Origin of the sequence: Aquimonas voraii (genome assembly GCF_900101825.1) — a bacterium.
Lineage (GTDB): Bacteria > Pseudomonadota > Gammaproteobacteria > Xanthomonadales > Xanthomonadaceae > Aquimonas > Aquimonas voraii.
This window is the reverse complement of the sequence record NZ_FNAG01000003.1, coordinates 91977-108434: the sequence shown is the minus strand read 5'-3', so window position 1 is coordinate 108434 and position 16458 is coordinate 91977. Positions and strand designations below refer to the sequence as shown.

The 16458-nt window shown below is 68.6% G+C and carries 11 protein-coding genes and 1 pseudogene; all 12 read right to left on the bottom strand.

Annotation, left to right across the window (positions count from 1 at the left end):
* Positions 1-149: 149 nt before the first annotated feature.
* Positions 150-536 (bottom strand): annotated as a pseudogene (locus tag BLP83_RS08075) (beta-eliminating lyase-related protein); the annotation flags it as partial.
* Positions 537-696: 160 nt separating this feature from the next.
* Positions 697-1410 carry a hypothetical protein gene (locus tag BLP83_RS08070; protein WP_091241105.1) on the bottom strand — a complete coding sequence of 238 codons (714 nt, stop codon included), beginning with the start codon at positions 1408-1410 and terminating at the stop codon, positions 697-699.
* Between the two features lie 467 nt (positions 1411-1877).
* Positions 1878-2402: a hypothetical protein gene (locus BLP83_RS18260; RefSeq protein WP_143006608.1), complete on the bottom strand. Its 525-nt coding sequence runs from the start codon at positions 2400-2402 to the stop codon at positions 1878-1880.
* A 136-nt stretch (positions 2403-2538) separates the two neighbouring features.
* Positions 2539-5766 carry a bifunctional proline dehydrogenase/L-glutamate gamma-semialdehyde dehydrogenase PutA gene (putA, locus tag BLP83_RS08065; protein ID WP_425388989.1) on the bottom strand — a complete coding sequence of 1076 codons (3228 nt, stop codon included), beginning with the start codon at positions 5764-5766 and terminating at the stop codon, positions 2539-2541.
* Between the two features lie 249 nt (positions 5767-6015).
* A complete protein-coding gene (locus BLP83_RS08060) occupies positions 6016-8109 on the bottom strand; it encodes a DUF7452 domain-containing protein (RefSeq protein WP_143006606.1) in 2094 nt (697 codons plus the stop codon).
* A gap of 82 nt (positions 8110-8191) precedes the next feature.
* The gene (locus tag BLP83_RS08055; protein WP_091241101.1) at positions 8192-8764 is read right to left on the bottom strand and encodes a sigma-70 family RNA polymerase sigma factor; all 573 of its coding nucleotides are present in this window, start codon (positions 8762-8764) and stop codon (positions 8192-8194) included.
* 214 nt (positions 8765-8978) lie between these two features.
* Entirely contained in the window at positions 8979-11750 is a 2772-nt protein-coding gene (locus BLP83_RS08050) for a serine/threonine-protein kinase (RefSeq protein WP_091241099.1), read from the bottom strand.
* Positions 11751-12350: 600 nt separating this feature from the next.
* Positions 12351-13250, bottom strand: coding sequence for a 50S ribosomal protein L11 methyltransferase (gene prmA, locus BLP83_RS08045; protein ID WP_091241096.1), 900 nt, complete (start codon positions 13248-13250; stop codon positions 12351-12353).
* Between the two features lie 346 nt (positions 13251-13596).
* Positions 13597-14964, bottom strand: coding sequence for an acetyl-CoA carboxylase biotin carboxylase subunit (gene accC / locus BLP83_RS08040; RefSeq protein WP_091241094.1), 1368 nt, complete (start codon positions 14962-14964; stop codon positions 13597-13599).
* The gene (locus BLP83_RS08035) at positions 14954-15385 is read right to left on the bottom strand and encodes a four helix bundle protein (RefSeq protein ID WP_091241092.1); all 432 of its coding nucleotides are present in this window, start codon (positions 15383-15385) and stop codon (positions 14954-14956) included. The genes accC and BLP83_RS08035 overlap by 11 nt, the downstream gene beginning before the upstream one ends.
* Before the next feature lie 21 nt (positions 15386-15406).
* A complete protein-coding gene (gene accB / locus BLP83_RS08030) occupies positions 15407-15889 on the bottom strand; it encodes an acetyl-CoA carboxylase biotin carboxyl carrier protein (protein WP_091241090.1) in 483 nt (160 codons plus the stop codon).
* A gap of 43 nt (positions 15890-15932) precedes the next feature.
* Positions 15933-16376, bottom strand: coding sequence for a type II 3-dehydroquinate dehydratase (aroQ, locus tag BLP83_RS08025; protein WP_091241088.1), 444 nt, complete (start codon positions 16374-16376; stop codon positions 15933-15935).
* Between the last annotated feature and the right edge of the window lie 82 nt (positions 16377-16458).

The following is a 16458-nucleotide window of genomic DNA, read 5'->3' as shown; positions in this document are numbered from 1 at the left end:
GCGCCCCAAACCTGTGAACGCTCGCGCGTTGCCAAGGGGACGCAGGGCAAGGCCGGACTGGCGCTGACCCGCGCGGGGCCAGCGGCACGCCCTGACTCGAAGCCGCGCGTCCGTCGGCACGCAGGGTCCCGACCGCGATCGCCGCGCGGCCGGCCGTGCCAGATGCTCTCCAGATACAGGATCTTGCTGCGCGCGAAATGCGGATCGATCGGCTTGATCGCCGCGCGCACCGAGTCCAGCGGAATCGAGCCGTCGGCCGCCTGCGGCAGCGGCTGCGGCTGGATCGAACCCAGCACCGCCGCCCCGCCGCCTTCGTACTTGTAGGTGTGCGCGTCCATGCCGACGATGTACTCGTCACCACGCTCGCAGTGCGCCATCAGCGCCAGCAGGTTCGATTGAGTGCCCGAGGGCACGAACAGCCCCGCCTCGAAGCCGAGCATGTCCGCGAGCTTCACTTGTAGCGCATTGACCGTCGGGTCGTCGCCGTAGACGTCATCGCCCACCTCTGCGCCGCCTCTGGCCGCCCGTGGCGACAGCGCGCTGCGCGTATTCGGCCCCTATTGTCTGGCTCTGTAACAAAAGCTTGGCGCAGAAGGCACTGGGTCATGGCTCTCCGATTCAGACGCTGAATCGCCGGCAGTCCTCCCACCCGAAACCCTACGTCAAGCAGGTGCGTGATCGCACGGGACCCGACAGCTATCCACGGCCTTCCGCCTCGGCCCTTATTGCATTTTGTATTCCCCGAACGAGCCGAACCATGGCCCCATACTCGGGGGGCGTCAGCAGCCTCTGGCGAATGTACTCCTGTACTCCAAGATGCGAAGCGCAGTTTCCAGTGGAGACGCAGTGACGCTCTTGCAGCCCGCCGTAAGCGCCGCATGGCGCCCCAAGCTCGCAAGCGATCCAGTCTGCCGCCAGCGCACGAATGGCTGCGCGCCGCTCCGGTCCGGTTCCAGCTAACGCAGGGTCGCGATCAAACTGCCGAATCTGGGGCGCTATCTGCCGCGGCACAGCGCCTGGCCCCAAGCTCAGCAGGAATTCGAGCGAGGCCTGAGCCACCCAGGGCTCGTCGGAATCCCTTACAGCGTCCCAAGCGCGTGCAATCAAAGCGTCGCGCTGCCCCTCGGACATCGACTGCGCACTGAACGGATCCATGGCCGCACGCATGAGGGCAATGTGCTCACCGCGCGCACCAAGACTCAGCTCGATATCTCGCAATTGTGCCCAGTAGTCACGATGAGAGAACCCCGCTGATGAAAAATCGCAGAAGCCCATTAAGCGATCGCGAGCCGCCAGGACAGCACTGATGTCCATATCGGAAGGCCAGGTTCGCAGATCAACCTCATCCTGACCTAGCCCGATGGCGTCACAAACCTCCAAGAGCCCCTCCAGCTCGAGGAAGGCGGACATATCCCCAGTCTTTGCAGAGGAGAGAAGGCGATTTAGGTGAACAGTCAAAGAAGCGCCAGTGCGCCCGAACCCGGCCCGCTTTGCAACTTGAATATCACCTGCAGATGGCGAATCCGGAGCGCTGCTCGTCTCCCCGCTCCGCGATTCCTCAAAGCTTTCAGAGTCCGCCCCATCAGCTGGGCCAGTCAGGTCGCCTGCGGGAGTGCTTTCCCGATCTACCTCGCCCCATCCCCCTGCAAGCAACCAGACGCCCCCCCCTAGAAGGAGGACAGACGCCAACCATAGCCAATAACGCCGCATAAGGAGTCCCTAGTCTAGTTAGCGTCGACAAACCTCAGGAAACCGCAGCCAGAGTGCCGGAGCGCCCTGGCGAACCTGCTAAGCATGGGTATCTTGACGACCACGCTCGGCGACACCGTCTCTCCAGGCCACGCAGGTCAGCGTGAAAACACACTTCGGGTTCGTACTCAGCATCCCGGGGGAGACACGATCTCGAAGAACTTGTGGCTGGACATGCAGTTGCTGTCGGTTCGCACATAGAGGCCTGCAGTCAGGTTTCCGTCACTCCCTACAAACTGGACCGAGAAATACTGGCCGATTCTTCCATGATCAGCGCCGCACGAAACTCCCTGCATCGAGCTGTAGAGCGCAGTTACCTGATGCTCCCGGGTGTCGGGGTCGGCGCACGGAAGAGTACCTGGAATCACGTTTGGGTTAGATTCGCTTCCAAGCGCGGATCCGCCAGAGTTTCCGCCACCTCCGCCCAAGCACAAATTACCACCGCAAGGATCATCACCGCCGCCGATACCGCCGCCGATAATCGGGACGGGCGATTGAGGCGGCGGGTCGCCGATCACGTGGCACGTCTCCCCTGGGATGCAGTCCACCGCCTGCGCTTCAGTCGAAAAGAGCACCCCGCCAGAGAAAAGCAGGATGCCGGCAACCATCAAACCTTGAATCCGCATGAACATGCTCGTTGCTTTGCCGACCATTTCGGCGGGCGCACGTTACCCCCCCCCCCCCGATCCGCCCGACAAGCTGCAAGAACTGACAGCTTGACGGGCCCGCACACAGCACAAGGCCGCCCGAAGGCGGCCTTGCACACATCAGGATCGGCAGCCCGCGACCTCACTCATCCAGCGTCAGCAGCGAGGCATTGCCGCCTGCCGCCGTGGTGTCGATGGTCAGCGTGCGCTCGGTGGCGAAGCGCAGCAGGTAGTGCGGGCCGCCGGCCTTCGGCCCGGTGCCGGACAGCCCTTCACCGCCGAAGGGCTGCACGCCGACCACGGCGCCGATCTGGTTGCGGTTGACGTAGCAGTTGCCGACGCGGACGCGCTTGCTGATTCTCTCGACCGTCTCGTCGATGCGCGAGTGGATGCCCAGCGTGAGGCCGTAGCCGGTGGCGTTGATGGCGTCGATGACCTGGTCCAGCTCGCTGGCCTGCCAGCGGATCACGTGCAGCACCGGGCCGAAGACTTCGCGCTTGAGCGTGGCGAGACTCGGGATCTCGTAGGCGCGCGGGGCGAAGTAGGTGCCCTTGCTGCACTCGGCGGGCAGGGGCGCCACCGCGATGAGTTTGGCTTCGGCATCCATGCGCGCGGCGTGTGCGTCGAGGATGCCCTTGGCCTCTTCGTCGATGACCGGGCCGATGTCGGTGCTGAGCAGGCCAGGGTCGCCGATCTTCAGCTCGGCCATGGCGCCGGCCAGCATGTGCACGACCTTGTCGGCGATGTCGGCCTGCACGAACAGCACGCGCGCGGCCGAGCAGCGCTGCCCGGCAGAACCAAAGGCGCCGCTGATGGCGTCCTTGACCAGCTGCTCGGGCAGCGAGGACGAATCGGCGATCAGCGCGTTCTGGCCGCCGGTCTCCGCAATCAGCACGCCGATCGGGCCGTCGCGTTCGGCCAGCGTGCGGTTGATCAGGCGCGCGACTTCGGTCGAGCCGGTGAAGGCCACGCCGGCGATGCGCGGGTCGCGGGTCAGCGGCGCGCCGACCGTGGGGCCGTCGCCCGGCACCAGCTGCAGCACGTCCTCGGGTACGCCGGCCTCGTGCAGCAGCTTCACCGCCGCGTGCGCGATCAGGGTGGTCTGCTCCGCGGGCTTGGCGATCACGGCATTGCCGGCGACGAGGCCGGCGACCACCTGGCCGATGAAGATCGCCAGCGGGAAGTTCCACGGGCTGATGCAGACGAACACGCCGCGGCCGTGCAGATGCAGGGTGTTGCTCTCGCCGGTGGGCCCCGGCAGCACTTCCGGCTGATTGAACAGGCGGCGGCCCTGGACGGCGTAGTAGCGGCAGAAGTCGACCGCCTCACGCACCTCGGCGATGCCGTCGGCCAGGGTCTTGCCGGCTTCGCGGGTGGCCAGGGCCATGAACTCGGGCATGCGCTGCTCCATCAGGCTGGCCGCGTGCTCGATGATCTTGGCTCTAGAGGCCGCCGGCAGCGCGTCCCAGCCGTGCTGGGCTTTCTCGGCATTGGCAATGGCGCGCTCGACCGTCGCAGCATCCGCAGCCTGCCAGCGGCCCAGCACCTGGCTGCGATCGCTGGGCGAGCGCACGTCCACCCAGGCGCCCGCGGAACTCGCGCCGGGCACCAGCGGCTTGACCTCGGTCGGGAAGCGGAGCGCATTCATGCGTTCAGCCAGGGCGCGCAGCGCGTTGTCGTCGGCGAGGTTGATGCCCATGGAATTGGCTCGTTCGGTTCCGTAGAGGTGGACAGGCAGGGGAATGCGCGGATGCGCAGCGTTGGCATAGCCACGCACGGTCTCGGTGGGGTCGGCCACCAGCTCGACCGGGCTGATCGCGGGATCGGTGATGCGGTTAACGAAGCTGGAGTTGGCGCCGTTCTCCAGCAAGCGACGCACCAGGTAGGGCAGCAGGTCCTCGTGGCTGCCGACCGGGGCATACACACGGCAGGGCGTGTTGAGGCGATCGGGGCCGATCACTTCGGCGTAGAGGTCATCGCCCATGCCGTGCAGCTTCTGGAACTCGAAGCGCGGTGCGGCGGTGGGCTCGACCGGGCCCAGCATTTCCAGCGCCATGTGATGGATGGCCGCGATGGTGTGGGCGTTGTGCGAGGCGAACATCGGATACAGCGCATCGATATGGCCGAGCATGCGCCGCGCGCAGGCGAGGTAGCTGAGATCCGTGTTCGGCTTGCGGGTGAACACGGGATAGCCCGCCTGGCCTTCGACCTGGGCGCGCTTCACTTCCGCATCCCAGTAGGCGCCCTTGACCAGTCGCATCGGGATGCGGCGGCCTGCTTTCCGTGCGGCATCGGCGACCAGATCGATCACCTGCGGCGCGCGCTTCTGGTAGGCCTGCACGGCCAGCCCATAACCCTGCCAGCCGTCCAGCGCGGGGTCGGCGAAGACGTTCAGGATCAGGTCGAGGCTGAGTTCGAGCCGGTCGGTTTCCTCGGCGTCGATGGTGAAGCCGATGCCCTGGGCGCGCGCGAGCTTGGCCAGCTCCAGCACGCGCGGCGCCAGCTCGGCCATCACGCGGGCGCGCTTGCCGTGCTCGTAGCGCGGATGCAGGGCGGAGAGCTTGACCGAGATGCTCGGCGCATCGAACACATCGGCGAAGGGGCCGGTGCTGCCGATCGCGAGGATGGCCTTGCGATAGGCCTCGAAATAGCGGTCACCGTCGGGCTGGGTCAGTGCACCCTCGCCGAGCATGTCGTAGCTGTAGCGGTAGCGGGCGTTCTCGCCTTTCTTGCTGCGCTTCAGGGCCTCTTCGATGGTGCGGCCCATGACGAACTGGTGGCCCATGATCTTCATGGCCTGGCGCACGGCCAGACGCACCACCGGCTCGCCGGCGCGACCGACCAGACGCTTCAGCGCACCGACGAAGTTGCTGCGGGTTTCTTCGGCCAGATTGACCATGCGGCCGGTCAGCATCAGGCCCCAGGTGCTGGCGTTGACGAACAGCGAATCGCTTTGGCCGACATGCTTGCCCCAGTCGGCATCACCCAGCTTGTCGCGGATCAGGCGATCGGCGGTCTCGCTGTCGGGAATGCGCAGCAGGGCTTCCGCCACGCACATCAGCAGCACGCCTTCTTCGCTGGAGAGGTCGTACTCACGCATGAAGGCTTCGATGGCGCCCTGGTCCTGCGCGCGCTTGCGCACGCGCTCGACCAGATCAACGGCAGTGGCCTGGATGCGCGCGCGCGCATCGGCATCGAGCTGCAGCTCGCCCAGGAGGGCGCGCACGGCCTCGTCTTCGTCACGCAGCCAGGCAGCAGTCAGGGCGGCGCGCAGCGGTTCGCTGGCGGCCGGGAGTTCCGGGGTCAGGATGGGGGTGTTCACGCGGGCAACCTTGCAGGGGCGAGCGGCCGCCGCGCCGGACGGGCTCAGCAGGGCCGCCACCTAGTCTAGGGCGGGGTTGGCGCGTGCGGAAGCGTTTGGATGGAGAGCCGGGAATCGGGAATCGGGAATCGGGAATCGGGAATCGGGAATCGGGAATCGGGACAAGCCTGAGGTTTGCACTCAGCTCCGCAAGCTCCAGCCCCTGTAAAACCAGTCGTCCGATTCGGGATGCAGCGCTGGCCGAGGCAGGTGCCGGGTTTTCATCGATTCCCGACTCCCAATCCCCAATCCCCGCCCTCAATCCTCAAACCCATCCTTGAACAGCTCGGCGAAGGCGCAGTCCTCGAAGGACGCGGCGTCGACGAAGACGAAGAACTCGGCGCCGACCGGCATCGAGGCCTCACCCTGGATGCCCCAGACGCCGCGGCCGTCGATCTGTCGCCATTCGAGGTCATAGGGGGTGTTGTTGGTCAGGCCGGGCACGACCCGCGGCGTGGCAATGGCGCGCGCGCAGCGGTTCGGATCGTCGCCCAGCAGCGGGTGGTAGGGCATGGGGCTGAAGCGGCCGGCCGTGGTCACGCGGTGCACGAAGGCGTTGGGGCTGGGGTCCTGGGCATAGACATGGAAACCCAGCCCGGTCGGCATGCTCGCGCCCAGCGCCTGGTTGCCGATGAACCAGCAGTTGGCGCCGGTGCTGCCGCTGGGACAGCTGAAGCCCACGGCGATGTTCTGCGGGTTCTGCGCGCCGCCCAGCCAGACCGGCGTGGCCAGCACGATCGCGTCCTCGCGACCCTTGCCGTTGAGATAGGTGTTGCTGAGCGAGGTCGATTCGAACGCGGTGTTGCCGCTCGCCGTCTCGTGCCGGTAGCTGGCGCCGAAGCTGCCCTGCGGGCCGGGGGCGAAGGCATGCAGGTTGGCGCCCGCCGGCAGATCGGCGCCGATCGCCTGGCCGAACCACTGCAGGGCGTGGAAGACGCCGACCGGGCGCGCAGTGCTGACGCCGGGCACGCCCGGCAGCGGGTTGAAGCTCTTGCCCAGCTGCACGTTGACCGCCTCGCTGGCCACACCGAGGGCAACCGTGCTGGCGGCGCTCGCGCCGTTGCGCACGAGGCCGACGCTGTCGCCCGACTCGTAGGCGCCGATGTCGATCGCGGTGGTACCGCTGCCGATGCTGCGACGGCGGCCGTCGACATCGACCTGCGGCGCGCTGGCCGCGGCATAGAGCAGCTGTGCGGACACCGCATTGCCGGCGTTGATTGCCGCCGAGCCCGCACCCGGGCGCGGAAACCGGAGTGAACGCAGGCGCGGATCGCCGGTCACGGTGAGCGTGGCGCTGGCCGGCAGGGTGTTGAAGCTGTTGCCGAAGCTCAGGTTGCGCTCGATGGTGAAGCCGCCGACCACATTGCCCGAGACCACCAGGCTCTGCGTGTTGTGGGCGATGAGGTTGTTGAAGATGCTGCCGCTCAGGCTGGGCCCATTGATCGGGTAGTCGATCCAGATCGGGGTGTCGCAGCCCACCGCGGTGTTGTTGAACAGGCGCAGCTCGGTCTGGCCTGTGCCCGCGAACGAGGCCGCATACAGGCCGTTGGGCGCAAAGCCGACGCTGCCCAGGCAGATCAGCGCATTGCTGAAGGCGCGCACGACCGGCGTCGAGCTGCCGCCGCTGCCGAACACCGGCGTGACGCCGACATCGACACGCAAGGCGCCGTCCGCGAAGCCCCCCTCGATGCGATTGCCGTAGACGTTCACCACGTGCGGATCGCCCGGGCTGAGCCTCAGCAGCAGGCCGGAGCCGCTGCTGTTCGCCACGCCGCTGCGCGTGATCCGATTGAAGGCGACACGACCGGAGGTGCGCGCGTTCAGGCTCACGCTGATCGCCGGCTGGTTGGAGATGCCGCTGTCGACCCGGTTGTTCTGCACGTCCACGCTGGCGGTGCCATTGGCATTCGACTTGAGCACGCGCAGCCCCACCGGCGAACCGAGCGTGGGGCCCTGGGTCACTTCAATCGCGTTGTTCACCAGCCGCGCCGTCAGTGAGGACGGCGCGCTGTGCACCAGCTCGATGCGGCCGTCGCGCAGGTGCAGGCCTTCGATGTCCCAGCTCGTGACGTTGCTGCTGACCTGACCGGTCACGCTGCGCCCCGGCGCGAAGCGCGCCACCAGGTTGGGGGCCGCGCGCAGGGCGAAGGACTTGTTGAGCGTGATGTTCTCGTCGATCTCGGCCGTCGTCGCGATCAGCACCTCATCGCCCGCCGCCGAGGCGTCGATGCAGGCCTGCAGGGTGCCCGCACAGGGCGCATTGCCGGGCCAGGTGCGGGTGGCTGCAGCCGCGCTGCCAGCCACGCTCAGCCCGAGCACGAGACACAGGCCTTGGATCCAGCGCATTGCCATCGCCCTGACTCCTTCCGAATGATGTCGATGCCATCTCAAACGGAATGCGCGGACGCGAGAGGACACGTCTGCGCCGGAGAATTCAGTCCGGCAGGGCTTCGGCATCGAGCATCTGCGCCAGCAGGGCACGCGCGCGGCGCCAGTCGCGGACCACGCTGCGGGCGTGGATACCGAGGACCTCGCCGACCTGCTCGACTTCCAGCCCGGCAAAGAAGCGCAGCTCGACCACCTGGGCGAGCCGCGGGTTGACCTCGGCGAGCTTCTGCAGGGCTTCGTCCAGCGCCAGCAGGTCGCCACTGCTGGCCTCGCTGATCGGCAGCGCGACCTCGTCGACATCGAGGTGCTCTGCGCCGCTGCCCCGCTTCTGCGCCTGCCGCGCGCGCGCTGCGTCGATCAGGATGTTGCGCATCGCGCGGGCGGCGTAGCGGTAGAAGTGGTTCTGGTCCTGCCAGCCGACTTCGCCGGCATTCGACAGCCCCAACCAGGCCTCGTGCACCAGTGCGGTGGTCGACAGCGTCTGTGCGCGGCCTTCGCTGGCGATCTGGCCGCGGGCGATGCGCCGCAGCGGCTCGTAGACCAGGGGCATCAGGGCATCGAACGCATGGCGATCGCCTTCACTGGCCTGCTGCAGAAGACGGGTGATGTGCTGAGACACGAGGGTTGTGCAGGCGTCGGGCCGGGCCGGCCCTGCTTGAGTCTAGCGTGGGGCCCGCGGGCTGCGGTCAAGCCGGCGAACGGGCACTCGCGGCGTCGCGAGGCGGCCGCCCTCACGCAAGGCTGGCGCAGTCATCGCCCACACCTGCGCCGCGATGGACGCTGACTGCAGGCGCCGCCCCCATGCGAGCCCGCACTCAGCCGCGTGCTGCGCATCAGTCGGGCGCGAGCGCGCGGCGGAAGGCGGCGCCGGGTACCCGGCTCGGGTCGCCAGGCTCAGGGATCGCCAGCCCATGCCGCTCAAGCACGGCTTGGGCGGGTTCGGCCAGATCCGCAGCCGCTGCCGCGCGCCCCAGCCGCTGCAGCAGCGCGGCCTGCAGCAGCTGCAATCGCGCACGGCGCGGGCTGTCCTCGCCCAGCCGCGGCGCGAGCTCGGCATCCAGCGTCTGCAGACTGTCCGAGGCCACCTGCAGCGCACCTTCGCGCGCCTGCATCAGCGCCTCGCACTCCGCGAGCAGCAGCAGTTCGTCAACTTCCATCTGCAGGGGATCGAGCTCGGCGCGCACGCGCGCGAACGCCGCGCGCGCCGCCTCGCCCTGCCCTGCCCCCAGCCGCAGGCAGCCGAGCTGCGCTGCGGCCGCCGCACGCACGCCGCGGGCGGGAAAGATCGCTCCAGGCAGGTCCAGCGCGGCCTGCAGCAGGGCTTCGGCTTCGGCGACCTCTCCCGCCTGCCGAAGCAGCCCGGCCAGCTCGACGCGCAGGCGGGTCTGCCGCACCGAGCCGCTGTCCTCCGGGCCAGCCGCGAGCCAGCGTCGATAAAAGGCGATGCCGCCGTCAAGATCACCCAGCTCGGCCTCGGCACGATGCAGGGGCTCGCGCGCGAGAAAGTCCAGCGGATGTCCTGGCGGGAACTCCTCGCCGCGCAGCTCGACACCATGCCGGGCGACATCGCGGGCCTTCTCGAAATGCCCCAGCCGCAGCCAGGAGCGCGCGAGGTTGCCCAAGCGGCCGGCATTGATCGAGCCGCTGGTCGTGCGCGCCAGCGCGATGGCCTCTTCCTGGGCGCGGATGCCGTCGAGCAGGAAGCCCGCACGACTGTCGATGGTGCCCTTCAGATCCAGCACGCGGACGAGCTTGGGGCTGCGCGGCCCGAACGCCGCCTGCGACTCGGCCAGCGTGCGCGCCACCAGCGCGCGGGCCTCGTCCAGCCGACCGGCGCCGCGCAGCAGCACGCTGCGGTCCAGCAGGGCGCCCACGCGCTGATCGACGCTCAGGGCGGCCTCGCTGTCGAGCAGCCGCATCAGTTCGTCCGAATGCGCCAAGGCCTCATCGATGCGCTGCTGGTAGTAGATCGGCATCACCAGCTGCTGGGCGATGTCGAAGCGCTCACGCGTACTGGCCTGGCGGCTCGCAGCCAGGGCCTCGCGCAGCAGGGCCTCGGCTTCCGCGTAGTCACGCGCATCAGCAGCGAGCGCAGCCAGGCGCACGGCGGCCCGGATCGACAGCGGCTCGCCACTGCGCGCCGGGCCGAGCTGATCGCGCACGGCCTGCGCGCGCGCCTGGGCCTCGTCGCGCAGATCGAGCAGATGCAGGACGCGGGCGAGGCCGAGTGACAGCGCAGGGTCGAGCTTGCCCGCCAGCGCGTCGGACGCGCTGAGACGGTGGGCGGCCTCGGCGGCGATCTCGCGCCGGCTGATCACGTAGTTGCCGCTGGCGTCGGACTGGTTGGCCTCAAAGATGCCGAGCAGGAACTCCTGCACCGCCTCGGCACGCGCGCGCTCGGCCTCGGCGACGCGCGCACGGTCCAGCGCGAACCAGGTGCCGAGGCTCATCGACAGCAGCGCCGCCGCAGCCAGGCTGGCGGCCAGCCAGTGCCGCGCGAGGAAGCGCCGGCTGCGGTACAGCCAGCCGACCCCGCGCGCACGTACCGGCCGCCCGGACAGCCAGCGATCGAGCTCCTCCATCAGCGCCTCGACCGAGGGATAACGATCTTCCACACGCGGCGCCAGCGCGCGCAGGACTATGGCGTCGAGATCGCCACGCAAGGTGCGCGTTTCGGGCAGTACGGCGGCGAGGGCCGCGGGCCGCGCAGCGCGCGAGGGCGGTATGTCGGTCACGACGGCATCGCGCTCGCCGCGCGGCGGCTGGCCGGTCAGCAGGACGTAGAGCAGTGCGCCGAGCCCGAACGCGTCATCGGCGGTCGAGGCCGGCAGACCCTCGAACTGCTGCGGCGAGGCGTACTGCGGCGAGAGCGCGCGGTGCAGGGTGCGGGTCGTGTCCGCAGCGCTGCCGTCGGTGAGGCGGGCGATGCCGAAGTCGAGCAGGCGCACGTGGCCGTCCCGGTCGACCAGCACGTTGGAAGGCTTGATGTCGCGATGGACCACCAGATTGCGATGGGCAAAGGCCACCGCGGCGGCGACATCGAGCAGCACCCGCACGCGCGCCCGCGCGTCGAGATGGCGCGCATTGCACCAGTCATCGATGCGTTCGCCCTCGACCAGGCGCATCGCCAGCCAGGGCGTGCCGTCGGGCTCGACGCCGGCATCCAGCAGGGTGGCGATGTGCGGATGCTCCAGCCGCGCCAGAATCGCCTGCTCCTGCAGGAAGCGCTGGCGCAGTTCCGGCGACAGCAGGCCGCGGCGCAGGCACTTCAGCGCGACCTCGCGGCGCTGGCCGGCGATCTTGCGGCTCGCCCGCCAGACCACAGCCATGCCGCCCTCGCCCAGCAGCGACTCCAGCTGATAGCTGCCGATCGCGCGGCCTGCCCCGCGGGTGTCGTCGACATCGGCGATCAGTCGCGCTGCCAGGGCCTCAAGCGGGCCTGACTCGGCCTCGGCCTGTGCGATCAGCGTGCGCAGGCGCGTCTGCAGTTCGGGCTCGGGACAGGCGGACGACAGCCAGGCCTCACGCTCGGCGGCTGACAGATCAAGCGCGGCATCGAGCAGGGTTTCAAGGCGCTTCCAAGTGGCGAGGTCGGGGCGCTGCATTGTTCAGGCCGCTCGCAGTTCGCACCGCATGCACAAGGCTGCGCGCGTCTTGTTCAACCGCAGACGCGCGCTTGCTGTGCGCCGCGGCTCAGCCTCGGGCGCGCACCGCCGATGGTGGCGATCGCCTGCGGTCAGATGCGGTCGAGGTGTGATGCCTAGTGCCACGACGAATGCGCGCGCTCCCGGCCCGATCGGCCCCGGGGCCCGAGTCTAGCCGCTGAGCGGCGATTCGGGATTCGGGATTGGGTTTCCTGAGGGAGCGTTGCCGCAGACCGCGTGAGGCTCAAGCCTCGGCCCAGCCCCACGCGCTCGAAGGGTGGGCTCTGGCCCACCGGAGCCGCACACCGCCTCATCGTGTCGGTCGCGTGCGCCGCGATCGCGCTCGGTCCATCGGCCAATTTCCCTCGGAGATCGAGCCGGGCCACGAGGGTGTGACCGCATCCGAAGCCCGTTGGCAGGAAGACGCGGATACGGCAGGTGCGCGGCCACGGTGGACCAGGGCCCACCCTAGGCGCACAAGGGAAGGCACGGCCGTCCCGCAGCTTGCGTTGACCCGATTGGACCGGGGCTGGCGAAGCGCCGCCCAAGTCAAGGAAGCGGCTAGGCCCGGCGTCGCCCGGAGATCCGCACCCAGTCCTCGCGGCGATCCACGCGCAGTTCGGTGAAGTGCGCCGCGTAGCGCAGCAGCAGCTCGTCCTCCTGGCCATCGAGGATGCCGGACATCGCGATCAGGCCGCCAGGCGCGGTGCGCGCCGCCAGCAGGGGCTCGAGTTCATCCAGCGCGGTCGCGAGGATGTTGGCGACCACGATGGGGTACTGCGCGGTCGGCTCGTCCTCCGGCGCATAGACGCGCAGACGATCACCCACACCGTTGCGCTCGGCATTGTCGGCGGTGGCGGTGAGCGCCTGCGGATCGTTGTCGACGCCGACCGCGGCCTCGGCGCCCAGCACCAGCGCGGCCAGCGCCAGCACGCCCGAGCCGCAGCCGAAATCGAGCACGGTCTTGCCCTTCAGGTCGAGGCCGTCCAGCCACTCCAGGCACAGCGCCGTGGTCGGATGCGTGCCCGAGCCGAAGGCCAAGCCCGGATCGAGGCGGATCACCGCCAGCTCGGGATCGGCCGGCGGCTCGATGTTCCAGGGATAGACCCAGGTGCGGCGACCGAAGGCCATCGGCTTGAACTGGTCCATCCAGGCCCGCTCCCAGTCCTGGTCAGGGACCGCTTCCGTGCTCGCGCTGGCGGCGACCTCGGCCGGCACGCGCGCGGCGAGTTCGCTCTGCAGCAGCTCCGTATCGACGTCGTGCTCGAACAGCGCCTCCAGCACGATCTCGCCCCACAGCGGCATCTCGCCGACGCCGGGCTCGAAGATCGCCTGCTCGTCGGGCGCATCGGCATGCGCATCGGCCAGCGTCACCGCCAGCGCGCCGAGTTCCTCCAGCGCTTCTTCGACGGCGGGCTGCTGCGGCAGGGTGCAGGTGAGGCGGAGTTTGAGGTGGGGCATGGCGATTCCGGATCCATGTGGTGGGCCCTGGCCCACAGAAGCAGGTGAGGCTGGCGATGAAACGTCATAGGGTGGGCCCTGGCCCACCGCGAGCCGGACCCCGCCACGCCTTCCTCTGTGCAGGTCGGCAAGCGCGTGCCGCACTCATGACCGTTCGGCCGGTCGACCGCGGGGCAAGATCCATTGCCATGGTGGGCCAGGGCCCACCCCATCCAAAACCGCGATCGCGGCGGGCATCGCGGTCAGCAGTTTCCTCGGCAATCCGCCGGGAGCGATGCGCGCGGCATGCGCTAAGCCAACGGTGGGCCAGGGCCCATCCTATGCGGACGTTGCGGGAGTGCTGGGCTCAGCCCAGCCCGATGCCCTTCTCCCGCGCCTCCGCCAGCTTCTTCTCCAGGTAGTGGATGTTGGCGCCACCGGCCTGGAAGCCTGAGTCGGCCATGATCCGCTGCTGCAGCGGCACATTGGTCTTGATGCCGTCGACGACCATCTCGGACAGCGCCACGCGCATGCGGGCGATGGCCTGGGCGCGGTCGGCGCCGTGCACGATCAGCTTGCCGATCATCGAGTCGTAGTTCGGCGGCACGCGATAGCCCTCGTAGATGTGGGTATCGACGCGTACACCGGGGCCACCCGGGGCGTGGAAGTGCTTGATCAGGCCCGGCGAGGGCATGAAGGTCTCGGGGTCTTCGGCATTGATGCGGCACTCGATGGCGTGGCCGCGCAGCACCACGTCTTCCTGCTTGATCGAGAGCTTGTGGCCGGCAGCGATCAGCAGCTGCTCGCGCACCAGATCGATGCCGGTCACGAGCTCAGTGACCGGATGCTCGACCTGGATGCGGGTGTTCATCTCGATGAAGTAGAAGCGACCGTTCTCGTACAGGAACTCGAAGGTGCCGGCGCCGCGGTAGCCGATGCGGATGCAGGCCTCCACGCAGACGCGGCCGATCTCGGCGCGCTGCGCTTCGGTGATGCCCGGCGCCGGCGCTTCTTCGACCACCTTCTGGTGGCGGCGCTGCATCGAGCAATCGCGCTCGCCGAGATGGATCGCACTGCCCTGGCCGTCGGCCAGCACCTGGATCTCCACGTGGCGCGGGTTCTCCAGGAATTTCTCCATGTAGACCATGTCGTTGCCGAAGGCCGCCTTGGCCTCGGCGCGGGTGGTCTGGATGGCGTTGTTGAGCGCGGCCTCGGAGTGGACCACGCGCATGCCGCGGCCACCGCCGCCGCCGGCAGCCTTGATGATCACCGGGAAGCCGATCTCACGCGCGATGCGAATGTTCTCCGCGCCGTCATCGCCCAGCGGCCCACCCGAGCCCGGCACGCAGGGCACACCCGCGGCCTTCATCGCCTTGATGGCTTCGACCTTGTCGCCCATCAGGCGGATGGTGTCGGCTTTGGGCCCGATGAAGATGAAGCCGGACTGCTCGACCCTTTCGGCGAAGTCCGCGTTCTCGGACAGGAAGCCGTAGCCGGGGTGGATGGCCTGGGCGTCCGTGACTTCGGCGGCGGCAATCAGGGCGGGCACGTTGAGATAGCTCTCGGACGCCGGTGCCGGGCCGATACAGACCGACTCATCCGCCATGGCGACGTGCTTCAGATTGCGGTCGACAGTGGAGTGCACGGCCACGGTCTTGATGCCGAGGGCATGACAGGCGCGCAGGATGCGCAGCGCGATTTCACCTCGGTTGGCGATGACGACTTTATCTAACATGGGATTCGGGATTGGGGATTCGGGATTCGTAAGAGCCGGGCTCCTCACGCACTGAGGGCTTGCCCAGCGAGCGGATGAAGGCGTTGAGCTTGGCGAAGGTCTTGTCGATCAGTTCTTCGAGTGCACCATCGCGGGGAGCCATCTGCAGACGCACGGCGATCTGGATCTGGGTGTCGAGTTCCGCCAGCGAGCCGCGGGCCATGGAGAGGAAACGCAGGAATTCGCTGGTGGAGCGCCGCGCCGCACCCTCGGCGATATTGGACGGCACGCTGACTGCACTGCGCCGGACCTGCGAGGTCAGACCGAAGCGCTCCTGGTCGGGAAAACCGGCAGAGTAGGTATAGACCGCCTCCACCAGCTGCATCGCGTCGCGCCAGACCTCAAGCCTTGCGTGCGGCCGCTCCTGCGAATCCCGAATCACGAATCCCCAATCCCGTCGGCTTCAGCCGATCACAAACATCGGCTCATCGAACTCCAGCGGCTTGCCGTTCGCGACCAGCACCGCGACCACGGTGCCGGACACGTCGGCTTCGATGGGGTTGAACATCTTCATCGCCTCGATGATGCCCAGCGTGTCGCCGGCCTTGACGGTCTGGCCGAGCTTGACGAAGGGCGGGGCGTCGGGATTCGGCGAGGCGTAGAAGGTGCCGACCATCGGCGAGCGCACCACATGGCCTTCCGGCAGGGCGGCGCTGGCGGTGTTCTTCACCGTGCCGGTGGCGGCCTCGGTGGGCGAGGCCATCGGCACGGGCGCCGGGGCTGCGGCCTGCACCGGCGCGGGGGCGGCGTAGACCGGGGCGGCCGCCGGCGCCGCGGTGCTGGCGCGCGACAGGCGCACCGATTCCTCGCCCTCGCGGATCTCGATCTCGGTCAGGTTCGACTCTTCCAGCAGATCGATCAGCTTCTTGATCTTGCGCAGATCCATGCAGTCCTCGTTGCGTGTTGCCCGCTGGCGCGGGCGAGAAAGGTCAGCCCGCGCCCAGCCGCGACAGCGCGGCGGTGAGCGCGAGGCGGTAGCTGTCGGCACCGAAGCCGCAGATCACGCCCACCGCGAGGTCCGACAGGTAGGAGTGCTGGCGGAAGGGCTCGCGGGCGTGCACGTTCGACAGGTGCAGCTCGATGAAGGGAATCGCCACCCCGGCCAGGGCGTCGCGCAGGGCGATGCTGGTGTGGGTGAAAGCGCCCGGATTGATCAGGATGAAGGCGGTGCCATCGGTGCGCGCGGCGTGGATGCGCTCGATCAGCGCGTGCTCGGCATTCGACTGGAAGCAGTGCAGGGGGTAGCCTGCGGCCTCGGCGCGCTGGCTCAGATCGGCCTCGATGTCGGCGAGCGTGGTGCGGCCGTAAACCTCCGGCTCGCGCGTGCCGAGCAGGTTCAGATTCGGTCCATTGAGCAGCAGCAGTGCCGACACAGGCCCCCCGGTTCATTCGCCGCGCATCCCGCGCGGGGCGCGTAGTGTGCGCGTGAAGCCCGAAGCTGTCCAGCAGATGCCC

Excerpts from the sequence above, each read along its gene's own strand:
- BLP83_RS08070 (WP_091241105.1), bottom strand. The coding sequence starts at position 1,410 with ATGTCCGCCTTCCTCGAGCTGGAGGGGCTCTTGGAGGTTTGTGACGCC.
- BLP83_RS08050 (WP_091241099.1), bottom strand. The coding sequence starts at position 11,750 with ATGCAGCGCCCCGACCTCGCCACTTGGAAGCGCCTTGAAACCCTGCTC.
- prmA (WP_091241096.1), bottom strand. The coding sequence starts at position 13,250 with ATGCCCCACCTCAAACTCCGCCTCACCTGCACCCTGCCGCAGCAGCCC.
- accB (WP_091241090.1), bottom strand. The coding sequence starts at position 15,889 with ATGGATCTGCGCAAGATCAAGAAGCTGATCGATCTGCTGGAAGAGTCG.
- BLP83_RS18260 (WP_143006608.1), bottom strand. The coding sequence starts at position 2,402 with ATGGTCGGCAAAGCAACGAGCATGTTCATGCGGATTCAAGGTTTGATG.
- BLP83_RS08060 (WP_143006606.1), bottom strand. The coding sequence starts at position 8,109 with ATGGCAATGCGCTGGATCCAAGGCCTGTGTCTCGTGCTCGGGCTGAGC.
- accC (WP_091241094.1), bottom strand. The coding sequence starts at position 14,964 with ATGTTAGATAAAGTCGTCATCGCCAACCGAGGTGAAATCGCGCTGCGC.